The following is a 14,539-nucleotide window of genomic DNA, read 5'->3' on the forward strand; positions in this document are numbered from 1 at the left end:
ATATGCTGATCTCAGCCGGCAGCGGGAGGAACGATGGAAACAGTGGCGATGCACATCGCCAACGGGATCGTGAACGGTCCGGTGTCCGCACTCTTCGCCGTGTTCGCCGCTCTCGCGCTGGGGTTCTGCGTGTGGCGGGCCCGCGCCGACCTCGACGACCGGCTCGCGCCCATGGCGGGCCTGGTCGCCGCGTTCATCTTCGCCGTGCAGATGCTCAACTTCCAGGTGCTGCCCGGCGTCTCCGGGCACCTGCTCGGCGGCACGCTCGCCGTCGTCCTCGTCGGACCGTGGGTCGGTGCGCTGTGCGTCTCGACCGTGCTGATCGTGCAGTGCCTGCTCTTCGCCGACGGCGGCCTCACCGCGCTGGGCCTCAACATCACCAACATGGCCCTGCTCGGCACGGCGGCCGGATATCTGCTCGTCGCCGGCCTGATGCGGATCCTGCCGAAGACGCCCGCAGGCGTGGGCGCCACCGCCTTCATCGGCTCGGTCGTCGGCGTGGTGGTCGCCTCGCAGGGCTTCGTGCTGGAGTACTGGCTGGGCGGCACCACCCAGCTCTCCCTGGCCTGGGTCTCCGGGACGATGGCCGGCGTGCACACGCTCATCGGCATCGGCGAGGGCCTGATCGCCGCCACCACCGTCGCGACCGTCGCCCGCGTACGCCCGGACCTGGTGTACGCCCTGCGCCGGTTCCGCAAGCCGCCGGTGGCCGAGCCGGCGCCCGTCTCCGGAGGTGTGGCATGACGAAGCGGCTCGGCTGGTTCCTGGCCGGTGGGCTCCTCGTGGCCCTGTTCCTCGCCGGGGTGGTGAGCAACTTCGCGTCCGGCAGCCCCGACGGCCTCGACGCCACGGCCCGCCAGGGATGCACCTTCGACGCCCACGGCGAGATCACCGGCGGGACGTGCATGGCGCAACGGGAACGGCAGCATCAGCTCGCCGGCAGCCCGATGGCCGGCTACGGCATCCGCGGCCTGGGCGACGGTCCGCTGTCGACCGGCCTGGCCGGCGCGCTCGGCGTGGCGATCACCTTCGCGGTGGGCGGCGGGGTGTTCTGGGCGGCCCGCCGCCGGCCCGCCGGCGCACGCGAGCGGTCGGAAGCCGGGGTCTAGTGGGGGCCGGTCACGCGCACCCGCTGCACCTGGACCGCCCGAGCCCGGTGCACCGCCTGGCCCCCGAGGTGAAGATCCTGGCGACGCTGCTCTTCACCGTCGTCGTGGTGGTGACACCCCGGGAGGAGTTCTGGGCCTTCGCCGGTTACGCCGGCCTGCTCGCCGGGGTCGCCGCCCTGGCCCGGGTCCCGGCGTTGTGGCTGGCCAGACGTGCCACCATCGAGCTGCCGTTCGTGCTGCTCGCGGTCGCGCTGCCGTTCGCGGGGAGCGGCGAGCGGGTGCACTGGGTGGGCCTGTCGCTGTCGGTGGACGGCCTGCACGGCGCGTGGAACATCTTCGCCAAGGGCACGCTCGGGGTGCTGGCGTCGCTGCTGCTGGCCGCCTCCACGACGATGCGCGACCTGATCCTCGGGCTGGACCGGCTGCGCTGCCCGGCGGCGTTCACCCAGATCGCCACGTTCATGCTGCGCTACCTCGACATCCTGGCCGACGACGCCCGGCGGATGCGGATCGCCCGGCTCTCGCGCGGGTACGATCCGAGATTCCTGTGGCAGGTCAAGGCGTTCGCCGTCAGCGTCGGCTCGCTGTTCCTGAGGGCGTACGAGCGGGGCGAGAGGGTGTATCTGGCGATGGTGTCGCGCGGCTACGACGGGCGGCTGCCCCGGCCGGAGGCGGGCGGCGCGACGGCTGCGCAGTGGGCCCAGTCGGCGGTGCTGCCGGTGTCGGCGGCCGCCATCGCGCTGGCGGCGGTGCTGGGATGAGCCTGCGGATCGCCGGCCTGACGTACGCGTACCCGGACGGCACCGCCGCCCTGCGCGGCGCGAACCTGACCGTCGCCGAGGGTGAGCGCGTCGCCCTCCTCGGGCCCAACGGGGCCGGCAAGACGACGCTGGTGTTGCACCTCAACGGCGTGCTGCACGGCGGGGCGGGCACGGTCGAGGTCGGCGGCCTGCGTGTCGACGCCCGGGACCGGTCGCGGCTGGCCGAGATCCGCCGGCGGGTGGGGATCGTCTTCCAGGACCCGGACGACCAGCTGTTCATGCCGACGGTCGCCGAGGACGTCGCGTTCGGGCCGGCCAACCAGGGCCTGCGCGGCGCCGAACTGGCCGCCCGGGTCGACGAGGCGCTGGCCGCGGTCGGCATGGCGGCGCACCGCGACCAGGTGCCGCACCACCTGTCGTTCGGCCAGCGGCGCCGCGTCGCGGTGGCCACGGTGCTGGCGATGCGACCCCAGCTGCTGGTGCTCGACGAGCCGTCGTCCAACCTCGACCCGGCCAGCCGGCGCGAGCTCGCGGAGATCCTCGAGCGCCTGCCGGTGACCGTGCTGATGGTCACCCACGACCTGCCGTACGCGATGCAGCTCTGCCCCCGCTCGGTGATCCTCGACGGCGGCCGCATCGCGGCCGACGGGCCGACCCACGACATCCTCGCGGACGAGGACCTTCTGCGCGCGCACCGGCTGGAGCTTCCCTACGGCTTCCGACCGGTACGCCGCTAGGGAGTGTCTTCAAACGATCATCGACTCACATGATCTGGCGGGTGATCCGCCGCTATGAGCTGACTGACGCCGAGCGGGACTGGTTGTCGAGGTACTTGCGGCTATGACCCTTTGACGACACTGCCTAGCGCCTGCGTGGCAATGTCCGGCTTCCGCTCACGAAGCAGGACCGGACAGGCCACAGTGAGGAGACCACAGCAGCGGACGGGGGGGCACCGGTGACCGGATCACGCATCGCAGACCTTTGTCATCGGGTGCTGCCGGCCGTGCTCGTGGTCGCCGGTCTCGCCGTCATGGGCACCGCGATCGTCGAAGCGACCATCGACTACGGCTTGACTTTCGGCCCCGCGGATCCGACCGACGACACCGGGATGAACGGCCGCATCCGTGTGGCCGGCCTGCTGGTCCTCGCCGCAGCCTTCTGGACGGTCCTGACGGGGCGGCGCTGGTGGGTGCCCGCGACGCTGGCCGCACCCACGATGCTGGTGACCTTGCCGAGCCTGTTCGAGGAAGTGCCCCGCAACGGCCTGCCGATCCTCGGCTTCGTGCCCGCCGCGATGCTGGTCACGGTCGGCATGGTGGGCAACGCCATGGCGCTCACCCGGTAACGCCCGTAGCCGCCGAGGCCGGCCCGGGTACGGGCGTAGAGCCGGCCTCCGTGAGAGCGGCGTACCAGATGCCGGCGATCCGGGCGTAGCCCGCATCGCCCGGGTGCACGTCGTCGGTCAGGTCCCCGAGGCCGAGGGCATGGCTCTGGTCGACGTAGACCACGCCGTGGTGGCCGGCGAGCAGGGCGGGCAGCCGGGCGTTGAAGGCGTCGATGCGGGCGTCGATGACGGGGTCCGCGGAGGCGACGAGCGAGGAGACGTAGACGGTGGCGCCGGTGGCGGCGAGCCGGTCGGCGAGGGCGGCGAGGCGGTCCGGGGCGGTGGGCGTACCGAAATTCTGGATCATGTCGTTGGTGCCGAGGTGCATGACCACGATCTGCGGACGGTACGTGCGCATCCACTCGTCGGCGCGGGCGGCGATCTGGTCGATGCGCCAGCCCGGGTGGCCCTCGTGATCGTTGTCGGCCATGGTGCCGGAGCGTTGCGAGCCGACGAAGTCCACGGTCATCCCGGCGTCGCGGGTGAGCCGGTCGTGGAGCACGCCGCGGTAGCCGTTGCCGTCCGAGGAGCCGTAGCCGTACGTGATGGAGGCGCCCAGGGGCATGATCGTCACCGGCCGGGCGGCCGCCGCGGGGTTGATCACCGTCGCGGCGGCGCCCAGGCTGAGCAGGACCGCCATCACCCGTCGACCGATTCGCACGCAGCATGTGTACCGGTCCGGGCAAAGGGGCGGATCGGGCGATCAGGCGGATATGCGTTCGACGATCGTCGCATTCGCGGTGCCGCCGGCCTCGCACATCGTCTGCAGGCCGTAGCGGCCGCCCGTGCGTTCGAGGGTGTGCAGCAGGGTGGTGGCGAGGCGGGCGCCGCTCGCGCCGAGCGGGTGCCCGATGGCGATGGCGCCGCCGTCGATGTTCACCTTCGCCGGGTCCGCGCCGGTCTCGGCGAGCCAGGCCAGCACGACGGACGAGAAGGCCTCGTTGACCTCGAAGGCGTCGATGTCCGCCAGGGTGAGCCCGGCGCGCGCCAGCACCTTCGCGGTGGCCGGGACGATGCCGGTGAGCATGTGAATCGGATCGTCGCCGACGGCGACCGCGGTGTGGATGCGGGCCCGGGGCCGCCATCCCCGCCGGGCCGCGATGTCACTGGTGGTGACGAGCAGCGCCGCGGCGCCGTCGTTGACCGGGCTGGAGTTGCCGGCCGTGACCTTCCAGTCCAGGTCGCCGAAGCGCTCGCGCCACCGGGGGTCCGCAAAGGCGGGGCGCAGCCCGGCGAGCGTCTCGACGGTGGTGCCGGGCCGGATCGTCGCGTCCGTCGCCGGCCCGGCAGCGGCCGGCGGCACCACCTGGGCGTCGAACCAGCCGTGTTTCCAGGCCTCGGCGGCGCGCTGGTGACTGGTGGCGGCGAACTCGTCGAGCTGCGATCGGGACAGGCCCCACCGGCGGGCGATCAGCTCGGCGCTGACGCCCTGCGGGATCAGCCCGCCGGGATACCGGCGTGCGACGGACGGGCCGCCGACGTCCGCGCGCTCGCCGTCGACCAGGGCGGAGCTGCCGATGGGTACGCGAGACATCGACTCGGCACCCGAGGCGACCACGATGTCGTACGCGCCCGAGGCGACACCCTGGGCGGCGAAGCTGAGTGCCTGCTGGCTGCTGCCGCACTGGCGGTCCACGGTGGTGGCGGGCACCGATTCCGGCCAGCCGGCGGCGAGCACGGCCATCCGCGTGGTGTTGGTGCTCTGCTCCCCCACCTGGGCGACGGTGCCGCCGATGACGTCGTCGACCTCCGCGGGGTCGAGGCCGGGCACCCGCTCGACGAGTGCCGTGAGGACGTGGGCGTGCAGGTCGACCGGGTGCACGCCGGCGTAGGCGCCTCCCGGTTTGCCCTTCGCGACCGGGGTGCGTACGGCTTCGACGATGACCGCATCACGCATGGCGTGGCTCCTTCTGAATAACGGACCGATCGGTCCGACTCTAGAGCAGCCGTGGACCGATCGGTCCGTTATATTGGCCACATGGCGAGAACCGCGGCAGCCGGCACCCGTGAACGGATCCTTGCCGCGGTGGTGCCGCTGTTCTACCGCCACGGCGTGCGCGCGGTCGGCATGGCTCAGGTGATCGAGGCCGCGGGCTGCGGCAAGAACCTGGTCTACCGGCACTTCCCCGGCAAGGCCGACCTGGCGGCGGCCTACCTCGAGGAGGTACGCGGCCGGCGTGAGCGCTCGGCTCGCCAGGCGGTGCACGAGGCCGGCGACCCCCGGAACGCGGTCCTGGCGCTCGTGGGCGAGATCGCCGGCCTGGTACGGGACCCGGAGTTCCGCGGCTGCGCCATGCGCAACTACCTCACCGAGTTCCCGGGCGAGGACGACGCACCGGCGCGGGTCGCCCGCGACTACCTCACGACCACCCGCGCCCACCTCGACGACCTGGTACGCCGGGCCGGCGGCGGCCCCGGAACGGCAGACCGCATCTGGCTCGTCATCGAAGGCCTGTACGCGAGCGCCGGCCGCCCGGACGCGGCACGCGCCGCGGAGGTGGCGCTGACTCTGACGGCGGACCTGCTCCCCCGCCCGTGAGCGCCGGATTCACGCCTTGGCGGCGCAGGCCCCCGGGGGCAGCTGAGCCTCGCCGAGGATGCCCAGCGACTGCTTGACCTCGGTCGTGGTGCCGAGCTGGCGGTACCGCTCCCCGATCACGACGTCGACCACGGCACCCTTGCGCTTGGGGTCGTACGCGCGGGTGGCGTCGCCGAGGAAGTACGCCTGGATGAGCTGGGCGTCGCCGACCGCCGCGGGGCCGTACCGGAGCAGGGCGACCTCGTCGAAGTGCTTCTTGTTCTCGCCCGGCTTCTCCACCTTGAACTCACGGTTGGCGAACTCGGCACTGACGTCCCTCGCCCGGCCCTGCGTCCGGGTGCCGTTGAGCACCTTGACCGTCACCTCCTTGGGCCCCTTCGGCAGCCGGAGGTCGGCGATCGGCGCGCCGGCCGGACAGCCCGCGGCGACCGCGTCGGCCTGGGTGTCGCGGACCACCGCGATGACGACAGTGACGATCGCCGCTACGGCGAGGAACCCGACAACGATGAAGGCGCGGACGCGAGTGAAGCTCACGGTGCGCGAGAGTAGTGCCCGGACGCAACGGACCGGCGCGCGTCAATCCACCGGACGCCGTCGCCCGATCGGGGGAAGCGCCGGACCGCTGTTGGTACAAAGGTGGCCATGCGCCCCGAGCACTTCAGGATCGCCCGTGTCATGATCGACGGCGGGCGGGAGGTCTGCGTACGCCTCTTCGGTGACCTCGACGGCGACGCCCGCGACGAGCTGCGCCGGGAGCTCGTCGACGCCGTGCACGACAACGCCGCTCCCCTCGTGGTCGTCGACCTGCACGGGGCCCGGTTCCTCGACTCCGAGGCGATCGGGGTGTTGCTCGACGGTCTGCTGCGCGTCCAGGAGGCGGGCAAGACGGCCTGCATCGTCAACGCGCGCGGCGTGGTGCGTACGGTCCTGCAGGTCACCGGGATCCTCGACCTCTTCGGGGCGACCGCCGAGTCCTCCGCCGGGCTCGGCGTGCCCGGCGGGACGAGGGTCCTGCCACTGCCGGACCGTCCGGGCCCAGCGGAGTCCTTGCCGCGAGAGGCTACATAGGAGCCCTGCCGCGGACCGCGGCGATGACGGCCTCCGGGGCGGTCCGGACGGCGGGACCGGGGCTGACCTCGACGAACCGCACGAGACCCGACCGGTCGGCCGTCACCACCGTGGGGTGCGGCAGCGTGGCGCGGCCGGTGCCCAGCAGCTTCGCCGACTCGGGGCTGCTGAACCCGATGCCGAACGCGTCGATCAGGGCGTGCCGTCCGTCCGAGGCGACGAGGTAGCTGAGGTCGTGCCGCCGCTTGAGGCCGGCGAGCCGGTCGGCGCGCTGCGGGCTCACCGCCACCAGGTGGGCGTTCAGCTCCGTGAGCACGGGCGCGAGCCGCGTCTCGTACGCCGCGAGCACGGCGTCGCACTCCGGGGACGCGGCGTGGCGGAAGAAGACGAGCACCAGCGGGCCGGTGTCCAGCAGCCGGTGCAGGTGCACAGGCCCGAGGTCGGCCTCGACGACCGCCAGGTCGGGGATCCGGCCGCCCGGCGCGATCATCCGGCTCCAGACCGCGTCGCGCTCCAGCTGGCGCCGGAACGCCTGGTCGGTGGCCGGCGAGCCGTGCAGGGAGGTGGTGGTCATGACCACGATAATACCTATCCAATTGATAGGTATTGGTTACAAGGTCACGACCATCGGGTGTCCGGATCGCGTCTGGCCGACCGCCCGTCCCGGCGGCTGAAATACACTTATTATGGCGTTTCGTACAGGAACGAGGTCGGGATGAGCGCCATGACGCATGCAGTGCCGGAGCCCCCGGTGCCGGAGGAGCTGGAATGGGCGCTCGAGGAGGCGAACAAGGAGGTCGTCGCCATCGCGCCCGGCTGGTTCCGCGCGTGGCCGACCGCCGACGAGAAGTGGTCAGCCGTCAACCTCCGGGCCGCCACCCAGGTGATCGTCAACCACAGCCGGGAGGACGACCGGCATCCCGACAGCTGGACGGTCCGGGCACTGTTCGGCGACAAGGCGGTGGAGCTGCGGGTCGGGCCGTACGACAACAAGGCGCAGGCCATCTGGGTGGCGCACGCGATCCTGAGCATCGCCTTCGGCAACGACGGCCACTGAGCGGTCCCCCGGAGCCGGCCGCGCGGTACGGTGGTCGGAGCCGGGAGGTGACGACGTGGCCGATCCCGAGGAGACGCGCCGCTTCGACGACATCGTCGCGCACCTGCACGAGGACGATCCCGGGTTCACCGCCGCCTTCCACGAGCCCCGCCGGCCACCCGGGCGGCTGCCGATCATCATCGGGGCCGTCCTGTGTGCCGTGGCGCTGGCCCTGCTGATGTTCGGCGGGGCGAAGGGTGCGGTGCTGGCCGTCCTGCCCTGGCTCGCCGGCATGGCCTTCGCCCTCAAGGGCCGTGGCTGAGAGCGGCGGGCGTCACCCCGGGCCGTAGGCCGTCAGCCCGCACCAGGCGACGTACTGCTCCGGGCCGCCGTCGGCCAGCGACTGCCGCGCGTGCCACACGGCCGAGGCCAGGGAGTCGCCGCGGCTGATCCGCTCGTGCAGCACGGCCATGCAGCCCGCGCACGCGCCGTCCGGGAGCGGCAGGTCGGTCGCCGTGATGCCCGCGCTGCCGTTCGACATCATGGCGCCCACGAAGCCCAGGACCTCGTTGCCGCCGTACGAGCGCTGCGCCCCGGAGTTGCAGGAGGCGAGCACGATCCGGTGTGGTGCCACCCCTCGGGCCAGCATCTCGTAGAGCGTCAGCCGGCCGTCGCTGAGCTCCAGGGCCGAGAACAGCGGACTGTCCGAACGGAACAGCCCGTGACAGGCCAGATGGGCCAGGTCGGCGTCCTTGACGAGGTCGATCGTCGCGTCCACCGTGCTCTCCGGCGGCAGCAGCGTCCGCGCGCCCGGATGCGCCGCCGCCACGGCCTGGGCCTCGGCGAGGGCGCCGGTCAGATCCGGGCCCGCGACCACGGCCACCCGGGTGCGGACGGCGTCGTCCGGTGGCCCCTTCGGCGGCGTACGGCGGGCCCGCGCCCACAGCGCGGCGGACGGCGACACCGAGACCGGCGCGGGGTGCAGTGCCGACCACGGCATGCCGAGGAAATGGGCGGAGGGCACGACCACGAGCGGCACGTCCGGCGGCGTGCCGATCGGCGTGATCAGCAGCCGGGTCAGCGCCTCGACGGCGTCGCGCGCCGCGCCGTGGGCGACCGCCGAGAACCTGGTGCCGTGCAGCAGCCGCCGCAGGCCGAACATCAGCGCGCCGGCCTCCTGCCGGATCGGGTCGAGCGCGCCGAGCTCGACGATGCGGATGCGCTTCGGCTCCACCACGACGGCGAGCACGCGATCGCCGGAGACCGCGTACTCGACCAGCCATTCGCCGTCGAGGGCCCGCCGCAGCCCGGCGACGCCGGCCGGATCGGTCTCGCCGGCGGGATCGTCGCCGGCCCAGGAACGGCGCCGGATCCGGGCCTCGAGGGCGCTCTGCCGGTTGAGCAGCACGGCCGGCTCCTCGCCCCGCTCCAGCCGCGCGACCCGCAGCTCCTGCGCGATGCCGCGCAGGGCGATGACGTCGTCGTCCACACCGGTCGCCGGTGGTTGCACGCGTAGCAGCGCCGCCGCCCGGGTGCGCTCGAGCCATTCGAAGATGCTCGACGGCGAGCCGGCGGGCAGCAGCCGGCGCAGGCCGACCTCGCCCAGCTCGGCGCCGTGGCCGGAGGCGAGCACGCGTAGCTCCAGCGACGGCAGGGCCGCGCGGTGCCGGGCGAGGTCGCGCAGGCCGCGTACGCACTCGCGCAGCACGTCACTGGACTGTTCGGCCTCGGCCAGCAGGGCCCGGGCCAGGCGTCCCCGCAGGCGCACCAGCAGCGATTGACCCTCGGCGAGCCCGCCGACCGCCGTGAGCTCGGCGCGCGCCACGGCCCGGCGGCTCAGGGCGAGGGCGGCACGGCCGGCCGCGAGGTGCGCGTACGCCGCCTCGGCCCGCAGCCCCAGGCCCTCCAGGGTCGCCGCGGCCTTGCGGAGGCGGCGCAGCACCTCGGGAGAATAGCCGTCGCGCGCCGCCAGGGCCTCCGCCTCCGCGACCGTCGCCCGGGCCGTCCAGGCGGGACGCCGCTGCCGCCGGAAATCCCGCACCGCCGCCTCGGCCTCTCCCAGGGCGGTCGCCGGGTCGCCGAGCTCGACCGCGACGTGCGCGACGCGGAGCCGGGCCTCGGCCGCCATCAGCCGGGCGCCGTGCCGCTCGAAGTCGGCCGCCGCCGACCGGGCCGCCGCCATGGCCTCGTCGAGCAGGCGCAGGTCCCGCAGGACGTCGGCGTACTCCAGGAGGTGCTCGCCCAGCGGCAGGCCGGCGGCGGCGTGCAGGCGGCCCGCCTCTTCGAAACGGCGTACGCTCTCGGCCAGCCGTCCGGCGTGGAAGCTGGACCACGCCCGGCTGTTCGCGATGACCGCCGGCAGCTGGGGGCCGAGGTCGTCGGCGAGGACGGCGGCACGGTCGAGGTGGACCAGGGCCTCGTGCGGGCGGCCCAGCAGGGTCTGCGCGTTGGCCAGGTTGTTGGCGGCCTTGACCAGGACGATCGGCGGGCACCGCGGATCGTCGAGCAGCTCGCGGTAGGCCTGCGCGGCGGCGACGATCCGGCCGCGGTTGTGATCCAGGACGGCGAGCTGCAGGCGCAGGTCCGGCCGGTCGGCCGGATCGATCAACGGCTCGGCCAGCCGCAGATCGCGGGCGGCGGCGTCGTAGCGGCCCAGCTCGTGCAGGGCCACCGCCCGGGTGACGAGCACCTCGCCCAGCCGGCGCGCGAGGCCGTGCCGGCGGGCCAGGCGGACGGCCTGGTCGAGCAGCGTACGGGCACCCTCGTTGTCCAGGGCGGCGTGCCGGGCCCACGCCGCGGCGCGCAGGGCTGCCACGAGGGCCTCGACGTCCGAGCCGGACCGGGCCCGCCGCAGTGTTACTTCTGCCGCACCCGCGTATCTGACCGGATCGAGCGTGACTCTCCTGTAAGCGGCGTCGGCCTCCTCCCGAAGGCCCACCTCTGTGTCCACCTGGCACCATCCGAGGGCGTGGCGGGGAAGGTCGTCGTCAGCGTACCGACGGAAAGGGAGAGATATCCATGACCATCGCCTCACAATGGCCGCTGCGGGACACGCGTTCCGCAGCGCAGCTGGCGCACGACAAGGAGGACGTCCGCCGCCAGGTCGACGTGCTCCAGACGGCGCAGCACGACGTCGTGGAACGGATCCGCGCTCGCCGGCGCTCCGTGGGCAGGCCCATCGTCAGCTTCGCGCCGGACTCCGGCGACCGCCGGATCCTGCTCGCCGAGAACCAGCTCGTCGTCGACCCCACGCCGGAGCAGCAGGACCGCCTGGGCGACCTGCTGGACGGTTACGACGCGGGCGACCGCGAGGGACGCAGCCGGCGCCGCCGGACCCGCGTCTTCACCAGCCGCTCCGGGCGGCCCCTCGCCGACCTGCGCGCCGACGCCAGGCGGCTGCGCACGCAGGGTGTCTCCGCCAACGTCAACATGATCGTCCCGCTCGGATACGTGATCAAGGGTTCGTCGTATCCGGGCGTGACCGTGGCTCCGCGGCCGTTCGCGACCAACGGCGCGACCGCACCGGTACGGGTGGCGATCGTGGACACCGGGCTGACCGGGCAGCCGCGCACCGACACCTGGATCCAGCAGGTGCAGAACCGGGGTACGGACCCGCTGGACGAGGTCCCGCCGTCACCGCGCATCGACTGGTTCGGCGGCCACGGCACCTTCGCGACCGGCATCGTCCGGCAGCTGGCGCCGGACTGCGAGGTCTGGGTCTACCGCTTCACCGGCCCCGACGGCCTCGGCACCGACGAGGCGGCGGCCGACATGCTCATCCAGGCCGCCGACGACGCCGCGGGCCGGCGGCTGATCATCAACGCCTCGTTCGGCGCGCCCGCCGTCGACGGCGTCCCGCCCCTGGCGATGCAGGAGGCCGTGGCGTACATCCACGCCACGTACCCGAAGGCGTTGATCGTCGCGAGCGCGGGCAACGACGGTCAGGACGTGCCGCAGTATCCGGCGGCGTTCCCGGGCGTGAAGGCGGTGGGGGCGCTCAACAGCGACCTGACCCCGGCGGCGTTCTCCAATCACGGGTCCTGGCTGCACTGCTCCACGGTGGGCGTCGGCATCGTCTCGACCTTCGTGGAGGGACTGCTGCCGCCGGAGCCCAACATCGGCACCGACATCACCTTCGGGCAGAACCCCTGGGCGACCTGGAGCGGCACCTCGTTCACGGCGCCGCAGATCAGCGCCGCCGTCGCCGCCCTGTGCGGGGAGGAGGCCTCGCTGACCCCGCGGGACGCCTTCGAACGGCTCATCACGAACCGGACGGACCGGCCCGGCTACGGCAAGGTGGTGCACCTGCTCCCGGGAACCCCCGTGTGAGCGGGTGACGGCATCACACCAGGGTCCACTGCGTGGCCACGTCGGGCGCACCGGCCCGCCGGCAGGTCAGGCTCATCGGTCCCGGGAGCACGCCGTCGACGACGAACAGGCCCCGGCCGTCCGCGTCCACCCGGCGGGCCTCCGGGGCCATGGGCTGCCGTACCTCGATCCGCGCGGGGCCCTGCGGTGCGAGGTGACCGGTGAGCCGGCGGTGCGGGCCCACGGACTCCACCTGCACCGCGATGATCACCTCGTCGCCGCCGTGCGGGCCGACGACCTGGAAGGTCAGTTGCCGGGGCTGGGGCGCGGTGCCGGGATCCCGGACGGCGACGGCCTGCCGGTGCACCCCGGCGTCGCCGCCGGCCGACTCCGAGTCCTCGACCAGGGCCGCCAGCTCGGCGTCGAGGGCGCGCAGGACGAAACTCTGCCGGGCGAGCTCGACGGCGTCGGCCGGGGGCGGATCGGACTGCGCGAAGAGGTCACCGAGCCGGGCGAGGAGGCTGTCGTCGCGCGCGTCGTTCACGGTGTCTCCTCGGGCCGGTGGGAAAAGGCGTTGCCTGTTGCATCCATCAGTGTCATGAATCCCCAGCGGCGTCCCCGATACCTTCTGTCAGGAATCGGCGCAGCTGTGTCAGGCACCGCCCGCGGGTGGGCCCGAGGCTGCCGATCGGCATCCCCAGCGCCGCCGCGGCCAGCTCGTAGGAGGGCCGGCCGCCCTCCGCGTCGACGACGAGAACCCGCAGGACGTCGCGGCACCGGCGGTTGAGCCGCCGGAAGGCCCGCCACAGCTCGGCGTCGCGGTCGGCGACCAGGAACGGCAGCTCCGGATCGTCGTCCGGGTCACCGGGCCGGTCCACCAGCCACGAATCGTCGACGGGCTGGGCGCGCCGGGCCCGCCGGATCGCGGCCAGCGCCTCGTTGCGGCAGGTGGTGCCGATCCAGGCGCCGAACTTCGCCGGGTCCCGCAGGGAGTCGAGGTTCTCCAGCACGCGCAGCCACGTCTGCTGGAAGACGTCCGCCGCGTCGGCGGGGGCGAGCCGGTGGACCCGGCACACCGCCCACACCCGGCCGCTGTACCGGCGCACGATCTCGTCCCACGCCGCATGGTCACCGCCGGCCGCCTTGCCCACGAGCGCCGCCATGTCGTCGGCCGGTCCGCCGTCGCTCATCCCGCCTCCGATCGCGGCGCACGGAGGCCGGCCGCGGCTCGCACGCCATCGGCCGCCCTGGATGTACCGATTCACCATAGACCACCGGCCGCCACCGGTATCAGGGCCGGCGCCCGCGCCGTCTCCCTGACGGACGAAACCCGCGGTCGAAAAGCGCTATGGTCCTGCGATGTTCGCGATCGATCTCGGTGACGGCGCCGAGCTGCGCCCCCTGGAACCGTGGCAGGCCCCCGAGTTCCTCCAGCACATGGACCGCGCCCGGGAGCACGTCGACCCCTGGATCCCCTGGGCGGCCCGCAGCACCGACCTCGAGACCGCGACCGCCACCCTGCAGCGGTACGCCGACCTGACCGCCCGCGACGCCGGCCGCATCTACGGCATCTGGCTCGACGGCACGCTGGTCGGGGGCACCATGTTCGTCTCCTTCGACACCCGGACCGGCAGCTGCGAGGTGGGCTGCTGGCTGGAGCCCGCCGCCACCGGCCGGGGCCTGGTCACCCGGGCCGTCCGCAGGCTGGTGGACTGGGCCCTCACCGAGCGCGGCATGTGGCGGGTGGAGTGGCGCTGCCGCCCGGACAACACCGCCAGCTCCAACGTGGCGCGCCGGCTGGGCCTGACCCTTGAAGGGGTGCTGCGCGGCAGTTTCCCGTACGGAGGCGTGCGGCACGACACGCAGGTGTGGGCGGTGACCGCCCCGGAGTGGGCCAAGGAGTCCCGCCCGGCCTAGGCGCCGGGTTCGTGCCGCTCCCGGACCGCGTGGTCGCCCAAGGCGGCCTCGCGCCGGTCCAGCCGCCGTTCCCGCTCGTCGGCCGCCCGCTGTCGGGCGTCGGCGTCGCGGTCCCTGCGGTCGGCCGCCGCGCTGCGCCGGTCGGCGGCCAGGCGGCGGCGCAGATGCCGCTCGTTGTCCAGGATCTCCCGCTGCTCCTGGAGGATCTCCCGGTCGGTCAGGTCCGTCTCCCGGTCGTCGAGGAGCTCCTCCTGCTCCCCGACGAGCCGCTCGCGCTGCGACAACGCCGCCTCGCGTTCCTTCGTCCACCGCTGCTCCGGGCGCGCCGCCGACGGGCCGGCCCGGGATCCGTCCGGCGCACGGGAGGGTACGTGCCGGACCGGCGCTTCCTCCGCGTCCCCGCTTCGCCCTGCCATG

General features: G+C 73.6%; 19 protein-coding genes. 11 read left to right on the forward strand and 8 right to left on the reverse strand.

Annotated elements, in window-relative coordinates:
• Window positions 1-33 precede the first annotated feature (33 nt).
• The 5 genes from ACIBO8_RS18705 (at window position 34) to ACIBO8_RS18725 (ending at window position 3,215) form a co-directional block, all read left to right on the forward strand.
• Entirely contained in the window at window positions 34-744 is a 711-nt protein-coding gene (locus ACIBO8_RS18705) for an energy-coupling factor ABC transporter permease (protein ID WP_396116488.1), read from the forward strand.
• On the forward strand, window positions 741-1,109 hold the full coding sequence (locus ACIBO8_RS18710) for a PDGLE domain-containing protein (RefSeq protein WP_396116489.1): 369 nt from the start codon (window positions 741-743) through the stop codon (window positions 1,107-1,109). Before ACIBO8_RS18705 ends, ACIBO8_RS18710 begins: the two co-directional genes overlap by 4 nt.
• Window positions 1,109-1,870: a cobalt ECF transporter T component CbiQ gene (gene cbiQ / locus ACIBO8_RS18715; protein ID WP_396116490.1), complete on the forward strand. Its 762-nt coding sequence runs from the start codon at window positions 1,109-1,111 to the stop codon at window positions 1,868-1,870. The genes ACIBO8_RS18710 and cbiQ overlap by 1 nt, the downstream gene beginning before the upstream one ends.
• Entirely contained in the window at window positions 1,867-2,607 is a 741-nt protein-coding gene (locus ACIBO8_RS18720) for an energy-coupling factor ABC transporter ATP-binding protein (RefSeq protein ID WP_396116492.1), read from the forward strand. Before cbiQ ends, ACIBO8_RS18720 begins: the two co-directional genes overlap by 4 nt.
• 218 nt (window positions 2,608-2,825) lie before the next feature.
• Window positions 2,826-3,215 carry a hypothetical protein gene (locus ACIBO8_RS18725; RefSeq protein ID WP_396116493.1) on the forward strand — a complete coding sequence of 130 codons (390 nt, stop codon included), beginning with the start codon at window positions 2,826-2,828 and terminating at the stop codon, window positions 3,213-3,215.
• Here ACIBO8_RS18725 and ACIBO8_RS18730 read toward each other — a convergent pair.
• On the reverse strand, window positions 3,205-3,915 hold the full coding sequence (locus ACIBO8_RS18730) for an SGNH/GDSL hydrolase family protein (protein ID WP_396116494.1): 711 nt from the start codon (window positions 3,913-3,915) through the stop codon (window positions 3,205-3,207). The genes ACIBO8_RS18725 and ACIBO8_RS18730 overlap by 11 nt on opposite strands.
• 42 nt (window positions 3,916-3,957) lie before the next feature.
• Window positions 3,958-5,151: a thiolase family protein gene (locus tag ACIBO8_RS18735; RefSeq protein WP_396116495.1), complete on the reverse strand. Its 1,194-nt coding sequence runs from the start codon at window positions 5,149-5,151 to the stop codon at window positions 3,958-3,960.
• Window positions 5,152-5,232: 81 nt separating this feature from the next.
• On the opposite strand from ACIBO8_RS18735, the gene ACIBO8_RS18740 reads away from it, so the two are divergent.
• Complete coding sequence (locus tag ACIBO8_RS18740) at window positions 5,233-5,793, forward strand: TetR/AcrR family transcriptional regulator (RefSeq protein WP_396116496.1); 561 nt, start codon at window positions 5,233-5,235, stop codon at window positions 5,791-5,793.
• 9 nt (window positions 5,794-5,802) lie between these two features.
• On the opposite strand, the gene ACIBO8_RS18745 is transcribed toward ACIBO8_RS18740, so the two are convergent.
• Window positions 5,803-6,327: a LytR C-terminal domain-containing protein gene (locus ACIBO8_RS18745; protein WP_396116497.1), complete on the reverse strand. Its 525-nt coding sequence runs from the start codon at window positions 6,325-6,327 to the stop codon at window positions 5,803-5,805.
• Window positions 6,328-6,435: 108 nt separating this feature from the next.
• On the opposite strand from ACIBO8_RS18745, the gene ACIBO8_RS18750 reads away from it, so the two are divergent.
• Window positions 6,436-6,861, forward strand: coding sequence for an STAS domain-containing protein (locus ACIBO8_RS18750; protein WP_396116498.1), 426 nt, complete (start codon window positions 6,436-6,438; stop codon window positions 6,859-6,861).
• On the opposite strand, the gene ACIBO8_RS18755 is transcribed toward ACIBO8_RS18750, so the two are convergent.
• Complete coding sequence (locus ACIBO8_RS18755; protein ID WP_396116499.1) at window positions 6,854-7,435, reverse strand: redoxin domain-containing protein; 582 nt, start codon at window positions 7,433-7,435, stop codon at window positions 6,854-6,856. The two genes, ACIBO8_RS18750 and ACIBO8_RS18755, sit on opposite strands and share 8 nt — an antisense overlap.
• A 150-nt stretch (window positions 7,436-7,585) precedes the next feature.
• Between ACIBO8_RS18755 and ACIBO8_RS18760 the strand changes: the two genes are divergently transcribed.
• Together ACIBO8_RS18760 and ACIBO8_RS18765 are read left to right on the forward strand one after the other, a co-directional pair.
• The gene (locus tag ACIBO8_RS18760; RefSeq protein WP_366152341.1) at window positions 7,586-7,918 is read left to right on the forward strand and encodes a hypothetical protein; all 333 of its coding nucleotides are present in this window, start codon (window positions 7,586-7,588) and stop codon (window positions 7,916-7,918) included.
• Between the two features lie 55 nt (window positions 7,919-7,973).
• A complete protein-coding gene (locus ACIBO8_RS18765) occupies window positions 7,974-8,219 on the forward strand; it encodes a DUF3040 domain-containing protein (protein WP_396116500.1) in 246 nt (81 codons plus the stop codon).
• Between the two features lie 12 nt (window positions 8,220-8,231).
• Here ACIBO8_RS18765 and ACIBO8_RS18770 read toward each other — a convergent pair whose 3' ends face one another.
• Window positions 8,232-10,847: a CHAT domain-containing protein gene (locus tag ACIBO8_RS18770; RefSeq protein WP_396116501.1), complete on the reverse strand. Its 2,616-nt coding sequence runs from the start codon at window positions 10,845-10,847 to the stop codon at window positions 8,232-8,234.
• 68 nt (window positions 10,848-10,915) lie between these two features.
• Here ACIBO8_RS18770 and ACIBO8_RS18775 point away from each other — a divergent pair, with 68 nt between their 5' ends.
• Window positions 10,916-12,226 carry a S8 family peptidase gene (locus tag ACIBO8_RS18775; protein WP_396116502.1) on the forward strand — a complete coding sequence of 437 codons (1,311 nt, stop codon included), beginning with the start codon at window positions 10,916-10,918 and terminating at the stop codon, window positions 12,224-12,226.
• A gap of 13 nt (window positions 12,227-12,239) precedes the next feature.
• Here the strand turns inward: ACIBO8_RS18775 and ACIBO8_RS18780 are convergent, their stop codons facing one another.
• Both ACIBO8_RS18780 and ACIBO8_RS18785 read right to left on the reverse strand, forming a co-directional pair.
• Window positions 12,240-12,749 carry a hypothetical protein gene (locus tag ACIBO8_RS18780; RefSeq protein WP_396116503.1) on the reverse strand — a complete coding sequence of 170 codons (510 nt, stop codon included), beginning with the start codon at window positions 12,747-12,749 and terminating at the stop codon, window positions 12,240-12,242.
• A 52-nt stretch (window positions 12,750-12,801) separates the two neighbouring features.
• On the reverse strand, window positions 12,802-13,395 hold the full coding sequence (locus tag ACIBO8_RS18785) for an RNA polymerase sigma factor (RefSeq protein ID WP_396116504.1): 594 nt from the start codon (window positions 13,393-13,395) through the stop codon (window positions 12,802-12,804).
• 169 nt (window positions 13,396-13,564) lie between these two features.
• On the opposite strand from ACIBO8_RS18785, the gene ACIBO8_RS18790 reads away from it, so the two are divergent.
• The gene (locus ACIBO8_RS18790; RefSeq protein ID WP_396116505.1) at window positions 13,565-14,122 is read left to right on the forward strand and encodes a GNAT family N-acetyltransferase; all 558 of its coding nucleotides are present in this window, start codon (window positions 13,565-13,567) and stop codon (window positions 14,120-14,122) included.
• Here the strand turns inward: ACIBO8_RS18790 and ACIBO8_RS18795 are convergent.
• Entirely contained in the window at window positions 14,119-14,538 is a 420-nt protein-coding gene (locus ACIBO8_RS18795) for a hypothetical protein (protein ID WP_396116506.1), read from the reverse strand. The two genes, ACIBO8_RS18790 and ACIBO8_RS18795, sit on opposite strands and share 4 nt — an antisense overlap.
• Window position 14,539: the final 1 nt, after the last annotated feature.

Origin of the sequence: Actinoplanes sp. NPDC049681 (assembly GCF_044465265.1) — a bacterium.
In the GTDB taxonomy this organism is placed as follows: domain Bacteria; phylum Actinomycetota; class Actinomycetes; order Mycobacteriales; family Micromonosporaceae; genus Actinoplanes.